The sequence below is a fragment of the Streptomyces sp. TLI_053 genome (assembly GCF_900105395.1).
GTDB lineage: Bacteria > Actinomycetota > Actinomycetes > Streptomycetales > Streptomycetaceae > Kitasatospora.
Window position 1 is genome coordinate 5437536 of record NZ_LT629775.1, and the last position, 22073, is coordinate 5459608.

Sequence of the window (22073 nt, forward strand, 5' to 3'; positions counted from 1 at the left end):
AACATCGCTCATTCGTGGACCGGCTCCGGCTCCGGCTCCCGCCCTCGCGCCCGTGCCCGTGCCGTCCCCGGCCCGGCCGCCCCCCGCGTTGTCGTACCCGGGCGCTACGGTGACCGCATGGCTGCCCGTACCAAGACCACCGCCAAGCCGCGCCCGGCCTACCGCTGCACCGAGTGCGGCAACCAGCTGCCCAAGTGGGTCGGCCGCTGCCCGGAGTGCAACGCCTGGGGCACGGTCGAGGAGTACGGCGCGGTGCCGATCCGGACGACGGCCGCCGGGCCGGTCAGCTCGCCCGCCCGCCCGATCGGCCAGGTGGACGGTCAGGTGGCGACGGCCCGCTCCACCGGCGTGCCCGAGCTGGACCGGGTGCTCGGCGGCGGCCTGGTTCCGGGCGCCGTGGTGCTGCTGGCCGGCGAGCCCGGCGTCGGCAAGTCCACCCTGCTGCTCGACGTCGCCGCCAAGGCCGCCAGTGACCGGCACCGCACGCTCTACGTCACGGGTGAGGAGTCGGCCGGCCAGGTGCGGCTGCGCGCCGACCGGATCAACGCGCTCTCCGACCACCTCTACCTGGCCGCCGAGTCCGACCTCGGCGCCGTGCTCGGCCACATCGAGGCGGTCGACCCCGGCCTGCTGATCCTGGACTCGGTGCAGACCATCGCCTCCGCCGAGCTGGACGGCGCGCCCGGCGGCCCGGCCCAGGTCCGCGAGGTGGCCGGCGCGCTGATCCGGGCCTCCAAGGACCGCGGCATGGCCACCCTGCTGGTCGGCCACGTCACCAAGGACGGCCAGATCGCGGGCCCCCGCCTGCTGGAGCACCTGGTGGACGTCGTGCTGAGCTTCGAGGGCGACCGCCACGCCCGGCTGAGGATCATCCGCGGGATCAAGAACCGCTACGGCGCGACCGACGAGGTCGGCTGCTTCGAGCTGCACGACGAGGGCATCGAGGGCCTGGCCGATCCCTCCGGCCTCTTCCTGACCAGGCGTGACAAGCCGGTGCCCGGGACGTGCCTGACCGTGACCCTGGAGGGGAAGCGCCCGCTGGTCGCCGAGGTGCAGGCGCTGATGGTCGATTCGCAGATCCCCTCGCCCCGGCGGACCACCTCCGGTCTGGAGTCGCCCCGGATCGCGATGATCCTCGCCGTGGTCGAGCGGCACGGCGGGGTCAAGCTCGGCAAGCAGGACATCTACACCGCCACCGTCGGCGGCGTGAAGCTCTCCGAGCCCTCGGCGGACCTCGCGATCGCCCTCGCGGTCGCCAGCTCCTCTTCGGACACCCCGCTGCCCAGCAACCTGGTCGCGATCGGCGAGGTCGGCCTGGCCGGCGAGGTGAGGCGGGTGACGGGTGTGCAGCGGCGGCTGGCCGAGGCGCACCGGCTGGGCTTCACCCACGCGCTCGTCCCGCCGGACCCGGGCAAGGTCCCGCCGGGCATGAAGGTGGTCGAGGTGGCGGACATCGGCGAGGCGCTGCGGGCGCTCCCGGGCCGCCGTCGGGCCGCCGCGAAGCCGAAGGGTGAGGCCCCGTCGGCGCCGCCGGCCCCCCGGGCGCACCGGCCGGCGGCCTACCCGGAGGAGGTCATGGAGGGGTGGGAGCCGCTCGACTCCGACGAACTGCGCTGACCCAAGCCCTGTCGTTGCCGCACGCAGTTAGACTTTCCCCTGTCTCATTGGTGATAAGGCAGTACTAAGCGACAGAGCAACAGACCGCAGGCCGGCGCCCGCCGCACGAGGCGCCCGGTACGGGGTCGACCGGAGGAGTCACGTGGCAGCCAGCGACCGGGCGGACAAGTCCTCCCGCGAGGAGGCCCTGCTGCGGGCCTCCCTCACCGCCATCGCCCCCGGCACCGCACTGCGTGACGGTCTGGAGCGGGTGCTCCGGGCCAACACCGGCGGTCTGATCGTGCTCGGTTTCGACAAGACCGTCGAGCCGATCTGTACCGGCGGCTTCGTGCTGGACGTCGAGTTCACCGCGACCCGGTTGCGCGAGCTGTGCAAGCTCGACGGTGCCGTGGTGCTGGACAAGGACATCACCAAGATCGTCCGGGCCGGCGTCCACCTGATGCCGGACTCCACCATCCCGACCGACGAGACCGGGACCAGGCACCGCACCGCCGAGCGGGTCAACCGGCAGACCGGCTTCCCGGTGGTGGCGGTCTCGCACTCGATGCGGCTGATCGCCATGTACGTCAACGGCACCCGCCGGGTGCTGGAGGACTCCACCACCGTGCTGTCCCGCGCGAACCAGGCGCTGGCCACCCTGGAGCGCTACAAGCTGCGCCTGGACGAGGTGGCGGGCACGCTCTCCGCACTGGAGATCGAGGACCTGGTGACGGTCCGGGACGTCACCGCCGTCGCGCAGCGGCTGGAGATGGTCCGGCTGATCGCCACCGAGATCGCCGGCTACGTGCTGGAGCTCGGCATCGACGGCCGGCTGCTCTCGCTCCAGCTGGACGAGCTGATCGCGGGCGTTGAGCCGGAGCGCGAGCTGGTCGCCCGGGACTACTTCCCGGAGCGCGCCGCCAAGAAGGGCCGGACCGTCACCGAGGTCCTGGCCGACCTGGAGGCGCTGACCCACGCCGAGCTGCTCGACCTCACGACGGTGGCCAAGGCGCTCGGCTACTCGGGCACGCCGGAGTCGCTGGACTCGGCGGTCTCGCCGCGCGGCTACCGGCTGCTGGCCAAGATCCCGCGCCTGCCCAACACGGTGATAGAGCGCCTGGTGGAGCACTTCGGCGGACTGCAGAAGCTGCTGGCCGCCAGCATCGACGATCTGCAGACGGTCGAGGGCGTCGGCGAGACCCGGGCCCGCTCGGTCCGGGAGGGCCTGTCCCGCCTTGCCGAATCGTCCATCCTGGAGCGCTACGTCTGATCGGACGCCGGGCCCCGGGGCCACCCGGGGCCCGGCCCCGGACCCGCAAGGCGCGGAGCATGCGGAAGGCCCGGACCGTTCCCACGGTCCGGGCCTTGCGCGTGGTCCGAAGGACCCGCCTCAGTTCTCCAGGCGGATGGGGGAGCGGGCCGAGGCCTGGCCGCCGGAGAGGCCGGTGAGGTCGGCGACCACCAGGTAGTTGCCGGCCGGGGCGGGCGCCGGGTCGGCGGTCGCGCACTGCGGCTTGCTGCGGACCCGGTCCCAGCCGAAGGTCTCGGTCAGCCCGCCGTTGGCGGGGAGCTGGACCCAGGAGCTGTTCCGGTCGGCCGGGCAGTCGCCGGAGGACCAGATGCGCTCGCCGTTGCTGGCGGTGACGGTGATCGCGGAGGCGGTCCGGCCCAGGTCCACCCGGCAGTTGGTGGCGGAGGAGTTGTTGATGGTCAGCGCCAGCTTGGGCTTGTCCTTGGGCTGGTAGGAGTTCTGGGCGCTGGCCAGATTGAGCGTCACCTGGGAGGAGGCGCAGACCGGCAGGGCCATGATCTCGGTGGTGTTCACCGGAGGCTGGCCGCCGTTGCCGCCCGCACCGCCGGTACCGGCCGGAGTGCCGCCGCCCGAGCCGCCCGCGCCCGTGGCGCCGCTGCCGCCCGTGCCGCCGGCGCCGCCCGCCGCTCCGCCGCCAGCCGCCCCGCCGGTGGCGGGTGCCGGGGCAGCGCCGCCGCCGGTCGTGCCGCCGGTGCTCAGGCTGACGTCCCCGCCTCCGGAGCCGCCCACCGCGCCGCCGGAGGCACTGCCGCCGCCGCTGCCGCTGCCGGGCCGGGAGTTGTTGGCCGGTCCGCTCGGCGAGGCGCCCGGCGTGATCGCCTGGGCGGGCGTCTGGTTCTGGGACTGGGTCGGTACGGCCTGTGCGGCCTTGTCCTTCGCTCCGTCGCCACCCCCGCCCTGATCGGTCATCAGCCAGATGACGAGGGCGGCGACCGCGACGGCGGCGACGATCACGACGACGCGCCGACGCCAGTAGATCGAGGCCGGCAGCGGTCCTACGGGTTGACGGAGAGAGGGCACGCCCAAACTCTACGAGACAGTGTGTGCCCCTTGACGCACCAACACCGCACAGTCACCCCTTCCTTCACATGATCCGCCATTTGCGCCGTTCGGGCGAGGCTGAATGGGGTGTTTTGCACGCTGAAGCGGAACCCGATGATCCACTTCGGTGGCCGGGTCGGGCGTGGGAGGATCGAAGGGCCATGGCTGCCAACACCGTCACCCCCGTCCTTCCCGCACCCGCCGGCCCCGCCGCACCGCCGGGCCCCGACGCGCCCGCCGGGGCGACGCCGAAGCTCGGGCTGCCGCTGCCGGTCCTGCACGCGACCGTCCTCGACTGGTACGCGGCCAACGCCAGGGAGCTGCCCTGGCGGACGCCGGACGCCTCGCCCTGGGCCGTGATGGTCAGCGAGTTCATGCTCCAGCAGACCCCGGTGAAGCGCGTCCTGCCCGTCTGGGAGACCTGGATGGAGCGCTGGCCGACCCCGGCCGACCTGGCCGCCGAGGCGCCCGGCGAGGCCGTCCGGATGTGGGGCCGGCTGGGCTACCCGCGTCGGGCGCTGCGCCTGCACGGCGCCGCGGTGGCGATCACCGAGAAGCACGGCGGCGAGGTCCCGGACGACCACGCGACCCTGCTCTCGCTGCCCGGGGTCGGCGAGTACACCGCGGCGTCGGTGGCCTCCTTCGCCTTCGGCCAGCGGCACGTGGTGCTGGACACCAATGTCCGCCGGGTGTTCGCCCGGGCCGTGACCGGTGACGAGTACCCGGCGCAGGCCACCACGGCGGCCGAGCGGCGGACCGCGACCGCGCTGCTGCCCGCCGCCGACCGCACGGCCGCCACCTGGGCGGTCGCCGTGATGGAGCTGGGCGCGCTGGTCTGCACGGCCCGCGGTCCGGAGTGCGGGGACTGCCCGCTGTTCACCTCCTGCGCCTGGCAGCGGGCCGGCCGCCCGCCCTACGAGGGCCCGGCCCGGCGCGGCCAGACCTACGAGGGCACCGACCGCCAGGTCCGCGGCAAGCTGCTCGCGGTGCTCCGCGAGGCGCACGACGAGGTGCCGCAGGCCCGGCTCGACGAGGTCTGGCCGGACGCCGTGCAGCGCGCCCGCGCCCTGGACGGGCTGGTCGCCGACGGACTGGTCGAACCGGTCGAGCAGGGCGTCTACCGGCTCCCCCGCTAGCGGGCTCCCGGCCCCGGGAACGACACGAGGGCCCCCGCCCGCCGGTTCGGCGAGCGGGGGCCCGGTGCGTTCCGGTGGTGGACCGGGTCAGATCGCGACGGCCTCGGTGTTGCCGACCGCCGCGCCCTTGCCGGCCTCGCCGTCCTTGGTGTCGGCGGCCGGTCCGCCGGCCCCGCGCAGCGGCACCTCCCGCATGAAGACCGCGGCGGCGACCGAGATCACGGCGGCGGCCGCACCCCACAGGAAGACGGTGTGCATGCCGTTGGCGACCGCGTGGTGGTAGGCGTCCTGGACCGGCGCGGGCAGCGCCCTGAGCGCGCCCGGGCTCAGCTGGGCCGGGTCGCCGCCCTGCGCGGAACCCGCACCGGCGGCCGAACCGAGCCGCTCGTTCATGGTCTCGGTGACCCGGTTGTTGAACAGCGCGCCGAACAGCGCGACACCGAAGGAGCCGCCGATGGTGCGGAACAGGGTGGCGGTGGAGCTGGCCACGCCCATGTCCTTGAGCTCGACGCTGTTCTGCGCGACCAGCATGGTGATCTGCATCAGGAAGCCCATGCCGGCACCGAGCACCACCATCCAGCAGGCGGAGGTGAAGCCCGAGGTGTCGGTGGAGAGGGTCGACAGCAGCAGCATGCCGGCGGTCATCACGACGGTGCCGATGATCGGGTAGATCCGGTACTTGCCGGTCTTGGTCACCGCCTGGCCGACCACCAGCGAGACGACCAGCATCCCGAACATCATCGGCATCAGCAGCAGGCCGGAGTTGGTGGCCGAGGCGCCCTGCACGGTCTGCTGGTAGAGCGGCAGGAAGACGGTCGAGCCGAACATCACGAAGCCGACCACGAAGCCGATGATCGAGACCAGGGTGAAGTTCAGGTTCTTGAACAGCGACAGCGGCAGCATCGGCTCCTCGACCCGCTGCTCGACGTAGCAGAAGCCGATCAGGGAGGCCGCGGCCAGCGCGCCCAGGCCGAGGATCTGCTTCGAGCCCCAGGCGTACTCCTGGCCGCCCCAGGTGGTGATCAGGGTGAGCGAGGTGATGCCGGTGGTGAGCAGCACCGCGCCGAGGTAGTCGATCCTGGCCTTGCTGCGGACCTTCGGCAGCTTCAGGGTGACCACGACGACGGCGAGCGCGACGGCGCCGAGCGGCAGGTTGATGTAGAAGGTCCAGCGCCAGTTCAGGTGGTCGGTGATGAAGCCGCCGACCAGCGGGCCGCCGATGGTGGCGAGCGCCATCACCGCGGCGAACATGCCCTGGTACTTGCCGCGGTCGCGCGGCGGGACCAGCGCGCCCATGATCGACATCACGCCGACCATCAGACCGCCGGCGCCCAGGCCCTGGAGGGCGCGGAAGCCGATGAGCTCCGTCATGTCCTGGGAGAGGCCGGAGAGCGCCGAGCCCGCCAGGAAGATCACGATCGAGGTGAGGAAGGTGCCCTTGCGGCCGTAGAGGTCGCCGAGCTTGCCCCAGATCGGGGTGGAGGCGGCGGTGGCCAGGGTGTAGGAGGTGACCACCCACGAGAGGTGCTCGGCGCCGCCGAGCTCACCGACGATGGTCGGCATCGCGGTGCCGACGATCAGGCCGTCGAGCATGGCGAGCAGCATGGTGACCACCAGGCCGACCATGACCAGGCGGATCTCGCGGGCCGAACGGGGCTGCTCGTCCTCGGCCGGTTGCTTCTCGGGGGCCGCGGTGCCGGCCTTGGGGTGTGACATGGGTGGGACTCCCGGGCAGGGGCGGGCGACCGATGGGGCCTGCGGAAGTTCCCTTACTTGTCGCCCGGCTAGTTTGTGGACCGTGGGCACGGTAGGTTGTGCACTAGCCGGTCGTCAAGCCAGTTTTTCGGTGGACCTCCGGGGCAGGAAGAATGGGCGCACCCATGGTCGCCGGTCAGGGGCGCCAGCCGCTCATGCCGCGGCTGCCGCGGGTCGCCGGGGACCGAACCACGACGCAGTCAGAGGCAGGCGATGGGCACGACGCAGAGCCCCCGTAGCGACACCCGGGCGCGCATCGTCGCGATCGCCCTGGAGCTCTTCTCCGAGCAGGGCTACGAGCGCACCTCGCTGCGGGAGATCGCGGACCGGCTGGGCGTCACCAAGGCCGCGCTCTACTACCACTTCAAGACCAAGGAAGACATCGTCCACGGCATCGTGGCGACCACCGCCGCGCCGCTCGACGAGCTGATCGCCTGGGGCCGGGACCGGACCTGGACCCCCGAGGTGCGGGACGAGCTGATCCGCCGGTTCGCGGCCGGGATGGCCGAGCGGGCGCCGCTGCTCCGCTTCTTCCAGGAGAACCAGCCCGCGCTGCGCGACCTGCAGGCCGGTCAGGAGTTCCGGGACCGCATGATCGCCCTGGTCCGGTTGGTGCACGGTCCCGGGGCGAGCTTCGAGGACCGGCTGCGGGCGATGATGTCCCTGTTCACCATCAACTCGGCGCTCTTCCTGCTGTACCAGGACCAGCGGCCCGAGGTGGACCGCTACGTCGGGGACATCCCGGTTGCCGAGGCCACCCGCGAGGAGGCGATCGAGGCCGCCCAGCACGTGGCGCTGGAGATCTGCCGACTGATCGTCCGGCCCGCCCCGACGGCCTGACCGGTCGGCGGCGCCGGCGCCCCTGGCCGCGGACGGGAGGCCGCCGGTACCGGAGGTCGCGCGCAGCGCAGGCCGCGCGCAGCGGTGCCCCCGGTGCCCGCAGGCACCGGGGGCACGGGCGCACCACGGATCAGAAGTCGGTGACCCCGCGCGCGGCGAGGTAGGCGATCGGGTTGATCACCGCGCCGTACTGGTTGGCCGAGCGGATCTCGAAGTGCAGGTGCGGCCCGGTCGAGTTGCCGGTGTTGCCCGAGCGGCCGATCTGCTGCCCGGCCGCGACCTTCTGGCCCGGCGACACCGCGAGCGCCGACATGTGCGCGTACTGGGCGAAGCGGCCGTCGGCCAGCCGCAGGACGACCTCCTTGCCGTAGGCGCCGTCCCAGCCGGCCGACACCACGGTGGCGTTGCCGACCGCGAGCAGCGGGGTGCCCGGGGAGACCGCGAAGTCCACACCGGTGTGGTACCCGGCCGCGTACTCGGCATTGCGCACACCGTAGGGGTTGCTGGTCGGCGCTCCCGGGATCGGCGCGGACCACTGCCGGGCCGGCGCGGGGGCCGGTGCGGGGGTGGGCGCGGGCGCCGGTGCGGGCGCGGGGGCCTCCTCCGGCGCGGCGGGCTCCGGCTCGGCGGCGGGCGACTGCCCCTCGGCCGGGGCCTGGTCGGCGGCCGGTGCCTGGTCGGCCGACGGCGCCTGGGCCTCCGCCTGCGCGGTCAGCAGATTGGCGGCGATCGCCACCGAGTCCTGGGCGGAGGACTGCTCCGACGGCAGGTTGTACGCGCTGGGGCCGGCCACCTGGACCAGGGCCGGGGCCGGGGCCGCGCCGTGCGGCGCGGTGAACACCGAGCTGCCGGGGGTGGTCGGGGCGATGGTCTGCGCCGAGGCGCTGACCGCGGCGGTGAGCACCAGGGCGCCGGTCAGGACGGCTGCCCCGGCCGCGCCGGCGGTGGTGGAGCGGTTCCGGTCGGTCTGCCTGAGGAAGGCGTCGGCGAGCCGGCACAGGGTCGGCCCCAGCGGGGGGACAGGAGACATCGGAACCTCACGAACACGTACGGGGGCAGCACGCTGAGCCCGTTCGGGCGTGCAGAGTGGGGGACCACTCAGGTGTAACCGTCACCGAGCGGAGTCCCAAACCGTGTGACGTACTACGGCGTGTAGTCATCATTGGGCCGGAGATTCAAACCGATGGAGTAAGGATCATGCGATCGGATGCTCCGTTCATGGGGCGAAGGCCGAGCCCGTCCGCCCCGCCGTCCTACTACTCCCGCTCGTACCGCCCCCGGGGGCTGTGAGGAGCACCACCCGCCCGTGGTGTTTGGACCGTCCGGACACAAAGAATCCGGCCCGCCCCCGCGGGTGCGGGAGCGGGCCGGATCGGCTCAGCGGTGCCTGGTCACGGACCGGGCGTCAGAGCTCGGTTCGATCAGTTGTCGACCGGGCGGACGCGGATCCAGGTCTCCAGGTAGTTCGAGGACTCGTTCTCGACCTCGATGCTGGTGCCCGTCTTCGGGACGATGACGCTGCTGTACGGGTTGTCCTTGGTCCAGTAGGACTTCAGGTCGGAGAACTCGTCGACACCCTTGGCCTTCGGGACGACCGTCTCGACGCCCGCCTTGTGCAGGGTCAGACCGTCGGTGCGGCGCGAGCCGAAGGTGGAGTCGTAGCCGTTGATGCGCGGGCGCATCAGCGTGCCGTCCTTCCACTTCAGCGGGGTCGGGTGCGAGTCGACCGGCAGGATCAGGCCCTGACCCGGGTGGTTGGTGACGTTGTTGTCGGTCTGCGACTCGTCCCAGTACCAGATCAGCAGACCGGCCTGGTACGGGTAGTGCTCGACCCAGAGCGGCTTGTCGGCGAAGCCGAAGTTGTACGGGCCGACCTTGAGGGTGCGGTCGTACGACACGTACTGCCGGTTCTCGGCGATGTAGTACTGGTTGTAGTCGTTGGTGAACGAGCCGGTGGTCCGCGAGAAGCCCTTGGCGGTCCAGCCGTTGTCACCGTTCTCGGCACCGTCGGTGAAGACGTTGGCGCCGTCCGCGGTCACCGCGATGTCGTCCAGCGCCAGGCCCTTGAGGTGCAGACCGCCGTCGGTGGTGTAGCGGAAGCGGACCTTGACGGCCTTGCCGGCGTAGGCGTCCAGCGGGAAGGCGAGGTCGCCCCACTTGTCGCCCGAGTTGCCGGTCAGCGAGGCCTTGCCGGAGGGGTCCTTCGGCAGCGCGACGCCGTTGTAGGTGCCCTCGAGGGCGGACCAGTTGGCGCCGCCGTCGGTGGAGACCTCGGCGTAGCCGTAGTCGAAGTCCTGCTCGATGTCGTACCAGGCCTTGGCCGACAGCGCGGCCTTGGTCTTGCCGGTCAGGTCGAGGTCACGGGTCAGCGAGACGTTCAGGTCGTCCGCGCTGCCGCTCCACCACTCGTTCGCACCCGCGTAGGGCTTGTTGATGGTGGTGGTGACCGACTTCTTCGGCAGGTCGACGACGAGCGCCTGCGGGAGCGCGCTGTTGTACTCGACCGGGCCGATGTGGTGGGTCGACTCGGTGCCGGCCTTGGCCTTGTCGTACTTCAGCCAGCCGAGCTTGAGCTTGCTCCAGGCGTCGAGGTCGTTCGGCATGTCGCCGATCGAGTTCTTGCCCTCGCCGAGCCAGGAGCCGGACGACATCAGCGACCAGAAGCCGACCGAGTTGTCGATGCCGCTGCCGGAGGTGTCGTAGAGGTCCGGCAGACCGAGGTCGTGGCCGTACTCGTGGGCGAAGACACCGAGGCCGCCGTTCTCGGGCTGCATGGTGTAGTCGCCGACCCAGACACCGGTGCTGCCGACGGGGGTGCCGCCCAGCTTGTTGGTGGCCGGACCGGTGGTGCCGGCGCCGGTGCCGTAGACGTACGAGCGGTGGGCCCACAGGGCGTCAGTACCCTGCTTGCCGCCGCCCGCCGACTGGTCCTCACCGGCGTGCACGATCTGGAAGTGGTCGATGTAACCGTCCGGCTCGTTGAAGTTGCCGTTGTGGTTGTAGTCGTACCGGTCCCACAGGTCGTACTGCGCGATGGTGGCCTTGATCTGCGCGTCCGTCTGGCCCTTGGCCTTCTGGTCGGCGACCCAGGTGTCGATCGCGTCGCGGATCAGGTCCTGCGCGTTGGCGCAGACGTGCTGGCCGCAGTAGTCCGAGCCGTAACGGGCCTCGTTGTACTTGATCTTCACCCAGTCGGTGACCTGACCGTCGACCGAGTAGCGGCCCGAGGACTGCTTCTCGTAGAAGGTCTTCAGCGAGTCGCCGGTCTTGCTGAAGTACAGGTCCTGGTAGTGCTGCTGGTTGTAGTCAGCCTGCCAGAGGGTGGAGTTGTTGGTCGCGGCGTCCGGCTTCTCGATCTGGTTGCGCTGCGGGCCGGGCTGGCCGCCGTACTTGATCTTGCCGTCCGGGGTCTTGGTGGTGTTGTCCACCTCGTCGCCGAACTCCACCAGGATGGTGAAGATCTTGTCCGTGCGCTCACGGGCCAGCTCGACGTACTTGTCCTTGCCCAGCTTGATGCTGGAGCCGCCGCCGTGCTGCTCGATCTGGGCGGTGCCGGCGAGCAGCTGCTCGGTGGCGGCCTTCTGCTCGGCCTCGACCTTCTCGGTCAGCGGGCCGGGAATGTTGTGCTCAGTGCTGGTCTGAACGGCGTCGGCCGGGTCCTGCGGGACGGGGGCGGCGCCGGCGGCGACCGCCGTGCTCGGGAGCAGTCCCGCGCCGAGCGCGGCTATGACCGCCACGACTGAGGCGGCCGAAGCGGCTTTCCTGGTCATCTTCAACGTTGTGACGTCCTCCCCAAACCGTCCGGCTCTTGGCCTTCCGGTAAACCAATGAAAGACAGGTGGACGACATTTGATCCAAGCGTGGACGGAAAAGATAGACCTTGACCGTGACATGGCCACAGCGCTATCCTCCGCAACTTCGTATCAGCTGACGTGCTGTCAACAGCATTGCCATTAAAGATGACCGCAGCTTCGATCGCACCCGCACCGGCCCCCGTTCAGGCCAGCGACCTGCCGGTTCGTGGTTCGGGTCACAGTTTCGACCGGGGCACGGAAAACGGTCAGGGCCCCCGGCGCGAACGCCGGGGGCCCTAACCGTTGATGTTGTCTGTTAAATGTTGCTACTTCGTCAGGTCGGGACCCGGCGAGGCGACAGCGGCCGGAGTGTCCGCGACCGCGGACTTCTCCTCGCCGCGGAAGGTGAACTTCGCGTCCTTGCCCTCGCCCTCGACGCCGACGACCACGATGTGGCCGGCCCGCAGCTCGCCGAAGAGGATCTTCTCGGAGAGGTGGTCCTCGATCTCGCGCTGGATGGTCCGGCGCAGCGGCCGGGCGCCCAGGATCGGGTCGTAGCCGCGCTTGGCCAGCAGCTTCTTGGCCTCGACGCTGAGCTCCAGGCCCATGTCCTTGTCCTTGAGCCGCTCGTCCACCTTGTCGATCATGAGGTCGACGATCTGGATGATGTCTTCCTCGGACAGCTGGTGGAAGACCACGATGTCGTCGACGCGGTTCAGGAACTCGGGGCGGAAGTGCTGCTTGAGCTCCTCGCCGACCTTCGCCTTCATCCGCTCGTACCCGGTCTGGGTGTCGCCCTGGGCCGCGAAGCCCAGGTTGAAGCCCTTGGAGATGTCCCGGGTGCCGAGGTTGGTCGTCATGATGATGACGGTGTTCTTGAAGTCGACCACGCGGCCCTGGGAGTCGGTCAGCCGACCGTCCTCCAGGATCTGCAGCAGCGAGTTGAAGATGTCCGGGTGGGCCTTCTCCACCTCGTCGAAGAGGACGACGGAGAACGGCTTGCGGCGCACCTTCTCGGTGAGCTGGCCGCCCTCCTCGTAGCCGACGTAGCCGGGGGGCGAGCCGAAGAGCCGGGAGACGGTGTGCTTCTCCGAGAACTCCGACATGTCCAGCGCGATCAGCGCGTCCTCGTCGCCGAAGAGGAACTCGGCGAGCGTCTTGGACAGCTCGGTCTTTCCGACGCCGGACGGGCCGGCGAAGATGAACGAGCCGCCGGGACGCTTCGGGTCCTTGAGGCCCGCACGGGTGCGCCGGATGGCCTGGGAGAGCGCCTTGATGGCGTCCTTCTGGCCGATGACGCGCTTGTGCAGCTCGTCCTCCATGCGCAGCAGCCGGGAGGTCTCCTCCTCGGTCAGCTTGAAGACCGGGATGCCGGTGGCGGTGGCCAGGACCTCGGCGATGAGCTCCTCGTCGACCTCCGCGACGACATCCATGTCGCCGGCCTTCCACTCCTTCTCGCGCTTGGCCTTGGCCTGCAGGAGCTGCTTCTCGTCGTCGCGCAGGGACGCGGCCTTCTCGAAGTCCTGCGCGTCGATCGCGCTCTCCTTCTCGCGGCGCACGTCGGCGATCTTCTCGTCGAACTCGCGCAGGTCCGGCGGCGCGGTCATCCGGCGGATGCGCATCCGGGAGCCGGCCTCGTCGATCAGGTCGATCGCCTTGTCCGGCAGGAAGCGGTCCGAGATGTACCGGTCGGCCAGGGTGGCGGCGGCGACCAGGGCGGCGTCCGTGATCGAGACCCGGTGGTGGGCCTCGTAGCGGTCGCGCAGGCCCTTGAGGATCTCGATGGTGTGCGGCAGCGAGGGCTCGGCGACCTGGATCGGCTGGAAGCGGCGCTCCAGCGCGGCGTCCTTCTCCAGGTGCTTGCGGTACTCGTCGAGCGTGGTGGCACCGATGGTCTGGAGCTCACCGCGGGCCAGCATCGGCTTGAGGATCGAGGCGGCGTCGATGGCACCCTCGGCGGCGCCCGCGCCGACCAGGGTGTGCAGCTCGTCGATGAACAGGATGATGTCGCCGCGGGTGCGGATCTCCTTGAGGACCTTCTTCAGGCGCTCCTCGAAGTCACCGCGGTAGCGCGAGCCGGCCACCAGGGCGCCCAGGTCCAGCGTGTAGAGCTGCTTGTCCTTGAGCGTCTCCGGGACCTCGCCCTTGACGATCGCCTGGGCCAGGCCCTCGACGACGGCGGTCTTGCCGACGCCGGGCTCACCGATCAGGACCGGGTTGTTCTTGGTGCGGCGGGACAGCACCTGCATGACCCGCTCGATCTCCTTCTCGCGCCCGATCACCGGGTCGAGCTTGGCCTCGCGGGCGGCCTGGGTGAGGTTGCGGCCGAACTGGTCCAGGACCAGCGAGGTCGACGGGGTGCCCTCGGCGGGCCCGCCGGCCGTGGCCGACTCCTTGCCGCCGGGGGTCTGGTAACCGGAGAGCAGCTGGATGACCTGCTGACGGACCCGGTTCAGGTCGGCGCCCAGCTTCACCAGGACCTGGGCGGCGACGCCCTCGCCCTCGCGGATCAGGCCGAGCAGGATGTGCTCGGTGCCGATGTAGTTGTGGCCGAGCTGCAGGGCCTCCCGGAGCGACAGCTCCAGGACCTTCTTGGCCCGCGGGGTGAAGGGAATGTGACCGGACGGGGCCTGCTGGCCCTGGCCGATGATCTCCTCGACCTGCTGGCGAACGGCCTCAAGAGAAATCCCGAGGCTCTCCAGGGCCTTAGCGGCGACACCCTCACCCTCGTGGATCAGACCCAGGAGGATGTGCTCGGTGCCGATGTAGTTGTGGTTGAGCATCCGGGCTTCTTCCTGAGCCAGGACGACAACCCGCCGCGCGCGGTCGGTGAACCTCTCGAACATCGTTTATCGCTCCTCAGAGCGGTCGGGCAGTTCGGGGTCCGTCCCCGCCCTGTCCTTCCGCATGCTAGTCCCGCTCAGCGGCGCGGCCCACGGATTCGCTCCCCTCGCGGGGAGCGACATGCTGCGCGACCAGCCGACACCAGTCCCAACCCGATGTTGGGAGACGGTGTTCCCGCACGGGGGCCGGATGCACCGGATACCGCTACGCCATCGGCGAACAACCTCCGCCGCTGCGCAGCCGGTGGGCGTCCGACCGGTCACGCGTACTGCCCCGGACGGGGTCACGGACCTCGTCCATCTGCATTCATACCCGGTATCGGGGCGGTTCTCGCGCAGTTTCCGCGGTGGCGGTGTTCGCCTGGCGAGAAGTCGGCCGCCGCTGACGGTCGGTCAGCCGTGGCCGCGGTGGCCGGTACGCCGTCCCGGTGGTGTCCGCGTTACCGCTTCGCCCCTCCAGCGTTGCACAGGCCGTGACCGTTCTGCCGCCCGAGCCCGTGCCCGGCCTGCTGCCCGAACGGGCCGCCGCGCCCGCGCCGGGGCGCCGCGGCGCCGTCCGGACGTACGCCGCAGGGCGCGGAGGGAGTCCCTCCGCGCCCCGCGCGTGTGCCGTGGACGCTCCGGCCGGTGCCCGGGGCACCGCACCCGTCCGGGCGGCCGGGCCTCGCCCGGATCAGGCCGCGTTGGCCTTCTCGTAGGCCTCGCGCACATTGCTGGGGACGCGGCCGCGGTCGTTGACCTCCAGGCCCTGCTCCTTGGCCCACGCGCGGATCTTGGCGGTGTCCGGGACGCTGCCGGACGGGCGCGGGGCGGTGCTGCGGCCCGCGCGGCGGGGGCCAGCGAGGCGGCCGCTCTGCTTGCGGCCCTTCTCGACGTACGGCGCCAGCAGATCGCGGAGCTTGTCCGCGTTGACGCTCTTCAGATCGATCTCGTAGGCAACGCCGTCCAGGGCGAACGTCACCGTCTCGTCCGCCGACCCGCCGTCGAGATCGTCTTCAAGAATGACCTGCACCCTCTGTGCCACGGGCTTCCCTTTCCGCTAAACGACCCATTGCCTAAGGAAAGGAAAGCGCCTTTCTCCGGAAAACACAAACCCCTGACCGCCCGGGGGCGGCTCACAGGTGCAGCAGCATGCGCGAGTTGCCCAGCGTGTTGGGCTTCACCCGCTCCAGGTCGAGGAACTCGGCAACACCTTCATCGTACGAGCGGAGAAGTTCTTCATAGACATCCGTAGCGATCGCCGCCGGGTCTGTCGTACCATCATCGGTTTCCTGGACCTCTCCGATCTCCACGAAACCGTGTTTCGCGAAGAACGGGACCTCGAACGTCAAGCAGAAAATCCGACGGACGCCGAGCCAGCGGGCGGTCTGCAGCAGCTTCTCCAGCAGCAGGTGCCCGACGCCGTGGCCGCGGCAGGACTCGTCGACGGCGAGCGTGCGGACCTCGGCGAGGTCCTCCCACATGACGTGCAGCGCGCCGCAGGCCACCACCGTCCCGTTGTCGTCGCGTTCCGCGACCCAGAACTCCTGCACCGATTCGAACAGCGTGACGGTGGGCTTGTCGAGCAGAATCCCGTCGCGCGAGTAGGTGTCGATGAGCGTGCGCACTGCCCGAACGTCCGTGGTCCGCGCCCGGCGGATGGTGACCTCCATGGCGGGACGTTATCGTGCCGGCGCCGATCCGGTCTCCCCGGTATCCGGTCCGCTCTCCGGTCCGCTCCGCGCCCCGCTCTCCGGAGAATCCGGGGCCGCCGGATCGGTCGGGAACAGAGCGGCCACCCGCAGGGCGTCCCGCAGCGCCTCCCGTTGCTCGGGCGACATCAGGCCGAAGAAGTGCACCAGGGCCGCGGCCGGATTGTCGCCGGTGGCCCAGGCGTCGTTCATCAGGGCGGCCGTGTACGCCTCGCGCGAGGAGACCGGTTCATATCGATAGGCCCGGCCGACGCGCTCCCGGCGGAGCCAGCCCTTTCGGTGCAGCTTGTCCAGGACGGTCATCACCGTGGTGTACGCGATTTCCCGTTCCGACCGCAGATCCAGAAGGACCTCGCGAACCGTGACCGGTCGGTTCCACTGCCACACCCGGGTCATGATGGCGTTCTCAAGTTCGCCGAGTTGCCGGACCATAGTGCGGCCAGGATAGGGAGTGAACGGGGCAAATCTTGTGAAGTGCGGTGAAACCGGCGCGCCGCCACCCCCGGAATCCGGGAATGGCGGCGCGGGTGCCGCGGGGGCGTCCGGCGGATGCCGGACGGGCCGTCGGCCGCTCAGTCGGCCAGGTCCTCCTTGGCCTTCTGGGCGCCGCCCTGGGTGCGGATGATGGCCCGCACCAGGAATCCGAAGCCGATCGCCATGACCAGCGGCGGGACGATCGCGCTGACGTAGTCCATCAGGTCACTCCTCCTCGGTCTGCTCCGCCGTACCGGCGGACGCCTTGGGCTCCGGCTTCACCAGCGGGAAGAGCACGGTCTCCCGGATGTTCTTGCCGGTGAGCAGCATGATCAGGCGGTCCACCCCGAGCCCGAGGCCGCCGGTGGGCGGCATCGCGTACTCCAGGGCCCGCAGGAAGTCCTCGTCGATCTGCATCGCCTCGACGTCGCCGCCGGCCGCGAGCAGGGACTGCGCGGTGAGGCGGGCGCGCTGCTCGACCGGGTCGATCAGCTCGGAGTAGGCGGTGCCGATCTCGGTGCCGAAGATCACCAGGTCCCACTTCTCGGCCACGCCCGCGATCGAGCGGTGCTGGCGGGTCAGCGGGGAGACCTCGGTCGGGTAGTCCTTGATGAAGGTCGGCCGGACGGCGTTCTCCTCCAGCAGGCGCTCGACCATCTCCAGCACGATCTGGCCGTGGCCCCACTCCTTCTCGAAGGGGATGCCGTGCTCGGAGGCCAGCTTGCGCAGCTCCTCGACGCCGGTCTCCGGGGTGACCTCGGTGCCCAGGTGCGCGGAGATGCCGGGGTAGACGCTCACCTCGTCCCAGGGCTCGGCGAGGTCGATCTCGTGCTCCACGCCGTGCGGGTCCACGCCCTTGATCACCGTGGTGCCCAGCGCGTCCCGGGCCGCGTTGACGATGGTGGCCCGGATCAGCTCGGCCTGGGTGTCGTAGTCGCCGTAGGCCTCGTACGACTCCAGCGAGGTGAACTCCGGGTTGTGGGTGGAGTCCGCGCCCTCGTTGCGGAAGTTGCGGTTGATCTCGAAGACCTTCTCCGCGCCGCCGACCACCAGCCGCTTGAGGTACAGCTCGGGGGCGATCCGCATGAAGAGGTCGATGTCGTAGGCGTTGATGTGCGTCTTGAACGGACGCGCGTTGGCGCCGCCGTGCACCGGCTGCAGCATCGGGGTCTCGACCTCGATGTAGCCGCGCTCCTCGTAGGTGCGGCGGATCGAGCGGACCACCCTGGAGCGGAGGTGCAGGATCTCGCGGGCCTCGGGGTTGACGATCAGGTCCACGTACCGCTGGCGGACCCGGGCCTCCGGGTCGGTCAGGCCCTTGTGCTTGTCGGGCAGCGGGCGCAGGCACTTGGCGGTGAGCTCCCAGCGGTCCACCATCACCGACAGCTCGCCGCGCCGGGAGGTGATCACCTCGCCCTCGACGCCGACCTGGTCGCCGAGGTCGATGTCCGACTTCCAGGCCGCCAGCCGCTCCTCGCCCAGCTTGTCCAGGGACAGCATCACCTGGAGGTCGCCGGAGCCGTCGCGCAGGGTCGCGAAGCAGAGCTTGCCACCGGTGCGGGAGAGCACCACCCGGCCGGTGATGCCGGCCCGCTCGCCGGTCGCGGTGTCCGGGGCCAGGTCCGGGTGCTTGTCCCGGAGGTCGGCGATGGTGCTGGTACGGGGGAAGCCGACCGGGTACGGGTCGATGCCGGCGGCCCGGAGCCGGTCCAGCTTCTCGCGCCGGACGCGCATCTGCTCGGGAAGGTCGTCGGTCGCGGTGATGGGACTCTGATCGCTCACCCCACCAGGGTAGCCAGCCCGCGGTGGTGCTCCGCCACGGGATTGCCGCGCCGCGCGGGGCGGGGGCGGGGTGCGCCGCCCCCGCCCCGCGCGACGGGTTCAGGGGCGCCGGCGGCCGAGGCGGCGGGAGGTGAGCAGCGCGGCGCCGCCCAGGGTCAGGGCGGTGGCGGAGGCCCAGGCCAGCGGGACGGCGTCGCGGCGGCCGCTGTCGGCCAGCTCGCCGCCGTCCGCGAGGCCGAGTGCCACCGTGTCGGTGGTCCCGGTGCTCCCGGTCCGGGCGGCGCTCCGGCCGGTGGTGGTGGCCGTGCCGGCCGCGGTGCCGGTCCCGGTGCCGCTGCCGGTGGCGTCCGCCGCCGAGGCCGGGACGACCGGTGCGACCTGCTCGGCCGGGGCTCCGGTCCCGGCGTCCGGGCCGGTGGGCACGGTCGCGGGGAGCGAGCGCAGCGCGACCTTGATCCGGTCGTTGTCCGGGTCGGGGTCCCAGCTCATGGGGGCGCTCGGGTAGCCCTCCTCGAAGTCGCTGAACTGGTTCTGGAACGAGACGGTGGCCGACAGCGGGACGGTGCCGTCGTCCAGCTGCACGCCCAGGACGTGCCGGCTGGAGGCGCCGTTCGCCATGAAGAAGGAGAAGGCGTCGCAGGAGTACCGGTTGAGCAGGCGGTCCGTCGGCTGTCCCTGGACGCGGTTGTCCGCCCGGCAGTTCTTGGGCAGGTCGGTGACGGTGGCGCCCTCGGGCAGCTGGATCCGGACGAACGGGGTGCCGTCGCCGCCGCTGCGGTCGTAGATCGAGGCCGGGCCCCGGTTGGCGGCCGTGACGGTGAGCGTGCCGGAACGGCCGGAGGCGTCCGGGGCCCAGGTGCCGGTCAGGGCGAAGTCGGCGCCGTTGTCCGCGAGCACCTCCTGCTCGGTGAAGTGGCCGTTGATGTCGGGGTAGCCGGAGGGGATGCCCTCGGCGGAGTCCCGGACCAGGGTGGCGGGCGCGCCGGTGCCGTGCTCGAAGGCCAGCCGCCGGCGCAGCGCCGGCCCCTGGGCGGCGGCCGCGTCCGGGTCGGCGAAGACCATGAAGTCCGCGAAGGTGTACCGGGCCTCGGAGGTGACGGTCAGGTCGACGCCTTTCAGCCGGACCGGCTCGTTGGGCAGGATCTCGCCCTCGACGGTGCAGATGGCGTGGGTGGTCGCGATCGGGGTGCCGAAGCCCTCCTGGCCGAGCCGGCCCGGGTCGGTGGCGTACTCGCAGTTGGACGGCCAGTTCTCGACCTTCAGCCCGGGCAGCATCATGACCTCGACGACGGCCCGGGCGGCCGAGACGCCGCCGCGGTTGGCGAACCGCACGGCCGGGGTGAAGGTGGTGCCGACCTTGGCCTGCTCCTTGGGGGCGATCTCGGCGACCCGGAACGCGGCGCCGCCGACCTCGACCGAGAAGTCCTTGTTCGCGGACTCGGCGCCGGGGGCGGTCAGCGCGGCGTGCACCACGCCCCTGGTGCCGGCCCTGACGCCGGGGACGGCGCTGAGCCACAGGTGGTCGGTGATGTTGATGCTGTCGCTGTTGAGGTAGCTGAGGTCGCAGGTGACGGTCCGGGCCGCGGTGGCGCACCGGCCGCCGGAGGCGGTGAGCGTGGCGACGCCGTCCAGCCCGGTGGTGTCGAGGGTGAGCTTGGCGCCCGGGACCGGGGCGGTGCCGGTCCGGCCGACCCGGAGGAAGACGTTCTCGCCGAACTGCGGCTGGGCCGTCGGCTCGCCCGGGACCTGGATCAGGGAGCCGACCTCGATGCTGAGGGCCGGTCCCGCGGCGTGGGCGGGGACGGCGAGCGTGCCGACGGACAGGGCGGCGACGGCCGTCGCGGCGGCCGAGCCGAGCACCCGGCGCATGCGGGTCGAGTTCACGGGGATCCTCTTGATCGTGGGGTGTCCCCGCGACCCTATGGACGGCCGGACGGACGTCAAGCCGGTTGATCGCCCATCAATTCGTACAGGACGGGAGCGATCCGGCGGCGCGCGCGGTGATGGTTATCGAGTTGTGACCCGAACGATCCGCCCGGGGAACGGAATTGTCGACACATGGATCGGGGAGGCCGGGCCGCTCGGTGCGGCGCGGCCTCCCCGGGAGGCGGTGGCGGGGCGGGCTCAGCCGGTGCCGGTGGCCAGCTCCAGGTCCTCGGGCGCGGCCGGGTGGGCCGGCCGGTCCGGGTGCGCCGGGGCCTTGGGGCGGCGGCCGAAGAGTTCGGCGGGGGTCGGCATCCGGTGCGGCCGGGCGGGCTGCTGGTCCTGCGGGCCGCGGGGGGCGCCCTTGCGGCCGGCGGCGGGCTGCTCGGCGGGGTGCTCGGTGCTGCTCATCGGGATCCGTCCTCCAACAGGGATGAGGGGACTGCTCGGGGGTGCGGCGGGGCTCGGTACGGCGACGAGGTGGCGCTGGCCGGTGCTGAGCGCGAGCCGCTCGCGGACGGCGGCCTCGGCCAGCGCGTGGCAGCGGCCGGCCAGCCGGGAGCGGCGGGAGCGCTCGTGCTGGCCGCAGGGCTGGCGGGACAGTCCGCGCAGCGCGGTGAGGTCCTCCGGTCCCGGGAGGTAGCCGTCGGTGACCGCCTCCTCCAGCCGTTCCAGGTAGCCGCTGGCGCTGCCGGGCAGCGCGGCCCGGTAGCGGGTGAGGTCGGCGAGGAGGAAGGCGCGCAGCCGGCCCCCCTCCTGGACGGCCTCGTCGATCGCCTCGGTCAGGCGCAGTGCGTCCTGGACGTCCTCGGCCCACAGGGCGGCCACCGGGTCGGCGTACAGCGGCCGGTCGGAGAGCTGGAGGTGGGCGGGGACGGCGGGGTGCAGGGCTTGGGCGAGGGCGCGGCGCAGCACGCGGACTTCGTCGGCGCTGAAGGCCATGCCGCCGCGCGATCCGTGTGGCGTAGGCATGGACTGACACTACGTGAGGAATATCCGATTTGTCGGTAGTGTCGCGCCGAGCCCCCACGTTCGGACGCTGCGCCGCGCCCCCGGTCAGCTCGGGCGGTTGCGTTCGAAGACCAGGCGCAGGCCGATGAGGGTGAGCCAGGGCTCGTGGACGTCGAGGGAGCCGGCCTCGCCGAGGACGAGCGGGGCCAGCCCGCCGGTGGCGATCACCTGGACGTCGTCGGGGTCCTTGGACAGCTCCCGGGCCATCCGGTCGACCAGCCCGTCGACCTGCCCGGCGAAGCCGTAGAGGATGCCGGACTGCATGCCCTCGACGGTGTTCTTGCCGATCACGTTGCGCGGGCGGGTCAGCTCGATCTTGCGCAGCAGGGCGCCGCGGTTGCCGAGCGCCTCGACCGAGATCTCGATGCCGGGGGCGATCGCGCCGCCGACGTAGTCGCCGCGGGCGTTGACCGCGTCGAAGGTGGTGGCGGTGCCGAAGTCGACCACGATGCAGGGGCCGCCGTAGAGGTGGTTGGCGGCCAGCGCGTTGACGATCCGGTCGGCGCCGACCTCCTTGGGGTTGTCCATGAGGACGTGCACCCCCGTCTTCACCCCCGGCTCCACGATCACCGCGGGGACGTCGCCGTAGTACCGGCGCGCCACCTCGCGGAACTCGTGGAGCACGGAGGGGACGGAGGAGCAGATCGCCAGGCCCTCGACCTTCGCGTCCGCGATCGCGGTCCCCGATCCCTGCGGGCCCATCAGGCCGTGCAGCAGCACCGCCAGCTCGTCCGCCGTGCGGCGCGGATCGGTGGAGATCCGCCAGGTCTCGACCACCTCCTCACCGCCGAACAGGCCGAGGGTGGTCTGGGTGTTGCCGACGTCGATGGTGAGCAGCATCGGGTGCTTTCTGCGTCGAGGGCCGGGAGCGAACG

At 71.4% G+C, this 22073-nt stretch carries 17 protein-coding genes; 4 read left to right on the plus strand and 13 right to left on the minus strand.

What is annotated here, in order from left to right:
• Positions 1-117: 117 nt before the first annotated feature.
• Positions 118-1617: a DNA repair protein RadA gene (radA, locus tag BLU95_RS22175; RefSeq protein ID WP_093861567.1), complete on the plus strand. Its 1500-nt coding sequence runs from the start codon at positions 118-120 to the stop codon at positions 1615-1617.
• Between the two features lie 142 nt (positions 1618-1759).
• On the plus strand, positions 1760-2866 hold the full coding sequence (gene disA / locus BLU95_RS22180) for a DNA integrity scanning diadenylate cyclase DisA (protein ID WP_051741604.1): 1107 nt from the start codon (positions 1760-1762) through the stop codon (positions 2864-2866).
• 120 nt (positions 2867-2986) lie between these two features.
• On the opposite strand, the gene BLU95_RS45185 is transcribed toward disA, so the two are convergent.
• Positions 2987-3928, minus strand: coding sequence for a hypothetical protein (locus BLU95_RS45185; protein WP_159424972.1), 942 nt, complete (start codon positions 3926-3928; stop codon positions 2987-2989).
• Between the two features lie 182 nt (positions 3929-4110).
• Between BLU95_RS45185 and BLU95_RS22195 the strand changes: the two genes are divergently transcribed.
• A complete protein-coding gene (locus tag BLU95_RS22195) occupies positions 4111-5085 on the plus strand; it encodes an HhH-GPD family protein (protein ID WP_093861570.1) in 975 nt (324 codons plus the stop codon).
• An 87-nt stretch (positions 5086-5172) separates the two neighbouring features.
• On the opposite strand, the gene BLU95_RS22200 is transcribed toward BLU95_RS22195, so the two are convergent.
• A complete protein-coding gene (locus BLU95_RS22200) occupies positions 5173-6801 on the minus strand; it encodes an MDR family MFS transporter (protein WP_093861571.1) in 1629 nt (542 codons plus the stop codon).
• Positions 6802-7053: 252 nt separating this feature from the next.
• Between BLU95_RS22200 and BLU95_RS22205 the strand changes: the two genes are divergently transcribed.
• Complete coding sequence (locus BLU95_RS22205; protein WP_093861572.1) at positions 7054-7680, plus strand: TetR/AcrR family transcriptional regulator; 627 nt, start codon at positions 7054-7056, stop codon at positions 7678-7680.
• A 130-nt stretch (positions 7681-7810) separates the two neighbouring features.
• Here BLU95_RS22205 and BLU95_RS43350 read toward each other — a convergent pair whose 3' ends face one another.
• From BLU95_RS43350 to BLU95_RS22255, 11 genes are all read right to left on the minus strand, one after another.
• Positions 7811-8710 carry a M23 family metallopeptidase gene (locus BLU95_RS43350; RefSeq protein ID WP_093861573.1) on the minus strand — a complete coding sequence of 300 codons (900 nt, stop codon included), beginning with the start codon at positions 8708-8710 and terminating at the stop codon, positions 7811-7813.
• Between the two features lie 391 nt (positions 8711-9101).
• On the minus strand, positions 9102-11456 hold the full coding sequence (locus BLU95_RS22215) for an immune inhibitor A domain-containing protein (RefSeq protein WP_093861574.1): 2355 nt from the start codon (positions 11454-11456) through the stop codon (positions 9102-9104).
• Positions 11457-11800: 344 nt separating this feature from the next.
• Complete coding sequence (locus tag BLU95_RS22220; protein ID WP_093861575.1) at positions 11801-14320, minus strand: ATP-dependent Clp protease ATP-binding subunit; 2520 nt, start codon at positions 14318-14320, stop codon at positions 11801-11803.
• A 670-nt stretch (positions 14321-14990) separates the two neighbouring features.
• Positions 14991-15341 (minus strand): histone-like nucleoid-structuring protein Lsr2, encoded by a 351-nt coding sequence (locus tag BLU95_RS22225; protein WP_093861576.1) that lies wholly within the window; start codon positions 15339-15341, stop codon positions 14991-14993.
• A gap of 91 nt (positions 15342-15432) precedes the next feature.
• On the minus strand, positions 15433-15969 hold the full coding sequence (locus tag BLU95_RS22230) for an amino-acid N-acetyltransferase (RefSeq protein WP_093861577.1): 537 nt from the start codon (positions 15967-15969) through the stop codon (positions 15433-15435).
• 9 nt (positions 15970-15978) lie between these two features.
• A complete protein-coding gene (locus BLU95_RS22235; protein ID WP_093861578.1) occupies positions 15979-16440 on the minus strand; it encodes a BlaI/MecI/CopY family transcriptional regulator in 462 nt (153 codons plus the stop codon).
• A gap of 140 nt (positions 16441-16580) precedes the next feature.
• On the minus strand, positions 16581-16703 hold the full coding sequence (locus BLU95_RS45190; protein WP_286158571.1) for a hypothetical protein: 123 nt from the start codon (positions 16701-16703) through the stop codon (positions 16581-16583).
• 4 nt (positions 16704-16707) lie between these two features.
• Positions 16708-18264, minus strand: coding sequence for a bifunctional lysylphosphatidylglycerol synthetase/lysine--tRNA ligase LysX (lysX, locus tag BLU95_RS22240; RefSeq protein ID WP_093861579.1), 1557 nt, complete (start codon positions 18262-18264; stop codon positions 16708-16710).
• Between the two features lie 99 nt (positions 18265-18363).
• A complete protein-coding gene (locus BLU95_RS22245; protein WP_093861580.1) occupies positions 18364-20148 on the minus strand; it encodes a hypothetical protein in 1785 nt (594 codons plus the stop codon).
• A 240-nt stretch (positions 20149-20388) separates the two neighbouring features.
• Positions 20389-21159 carry a hypothetical protein gene (locus BLU95_RS22250; RefSeq protein WP_093861581.1) on the minus strand — a complete coding sequence of 257 codons (771 nt, stop codon included), beginning with the start codon at positions 21157-21159 and terminating at the stop codon, positions 20389-20391.
• 84 nt (positions 21160-21243) lie between these two features.
• On the minus strand, positions 21244-22038 hold the full coding sequence (locus BLU95_RS22255; protein ID WP_093861582.1) for a type III pantothenate kinase: 795 nt from the start codon (positions 22036-22038) through the stop codon (positions 21244-21246).
• Between the last annotated feature and the right edge of the window lie 35 nt (positions 22039-22073).

Bases quoted from the DNA above. Each gene is read 5' to 3' on its own strand.
- radA (WP_093861567.1), top strand. From the start codon at position 118: ATGGCTGCCCGTACCAAGACCACCGCCAAGCCGCGCCCGGCCTACCGC.
- BLU95_RS22195 (WP_093861570.1), top strand. From the start codon at position 4,111: ATGGCTGCCAACACCGTCACCCCCGTCCTTCCCGCACCCGCCGGCCCC.
- BLU95_RS22200 (WP_093861571.1), bottom strand. From the start codon at position 6,801: ATGTCACACCCCAAGGCCGGCACCGCGGCCCCCGAGAAGCAACCGGCC.
- BLU95_RS22205 (WP_093861572.1), top strand. From the start codon at position 7,054: ATGGGCACGACGCAGAGCCCCCGTAGCGACACCCGGGCGCGCATCGTC.
- BLU95_RS43350 (WP_093861573.1), bottom strand. From the start codon at position 8,710: ATGTCTCCTGTCCCCCCGCTGGGGCCGACCCTGTGCCGGCTCGCCGAC.
- BLU95_RS22220 (WP_093861575.1), bottom strand. From the start codon at position 14,320: ATGTTCGAGAGGTTCACCGACCGCGCGCGGCGGGTTGTCGTCCTGGCT.
- BLU95_RS22230 (WP_093861577.1), bottom strand. From the start codon at position 15,969: ATGGAGGTCACCATCCGCCGGGCGCGGACCACGGACGTTCGGGCAGTG.
- BLU95_RS22235 (WP_093861578.1), bottom strand. From the start codon at position 16,440: ATGGTCCGGCAACTCGGCGAACTTGAGAACGCCATCATGACCCGGGTG.
- BLU95_RS45190 (WP_286158571.1), bottom strand. From the start codon at position 16,703: ATGGACTACGTCAGCGCGATCGTCCCGCCGCTGGTCATGGCGATCGGC.
- BLU95_RS22250 (WP_093861581.1), bottom strand. From the start codon at position 21,159: ATGCCTACGCCACACGGATCGCGCGGCGGCATGGCCTTCAGCGCCGAC.
- BLU95_RS22255 (WP_093861582.1), bottom strand. From the start codon at position 22,038: ATGCTGCTCACCATCGACGTCGGCAACACCCAGACCACCCTCGGCCTG.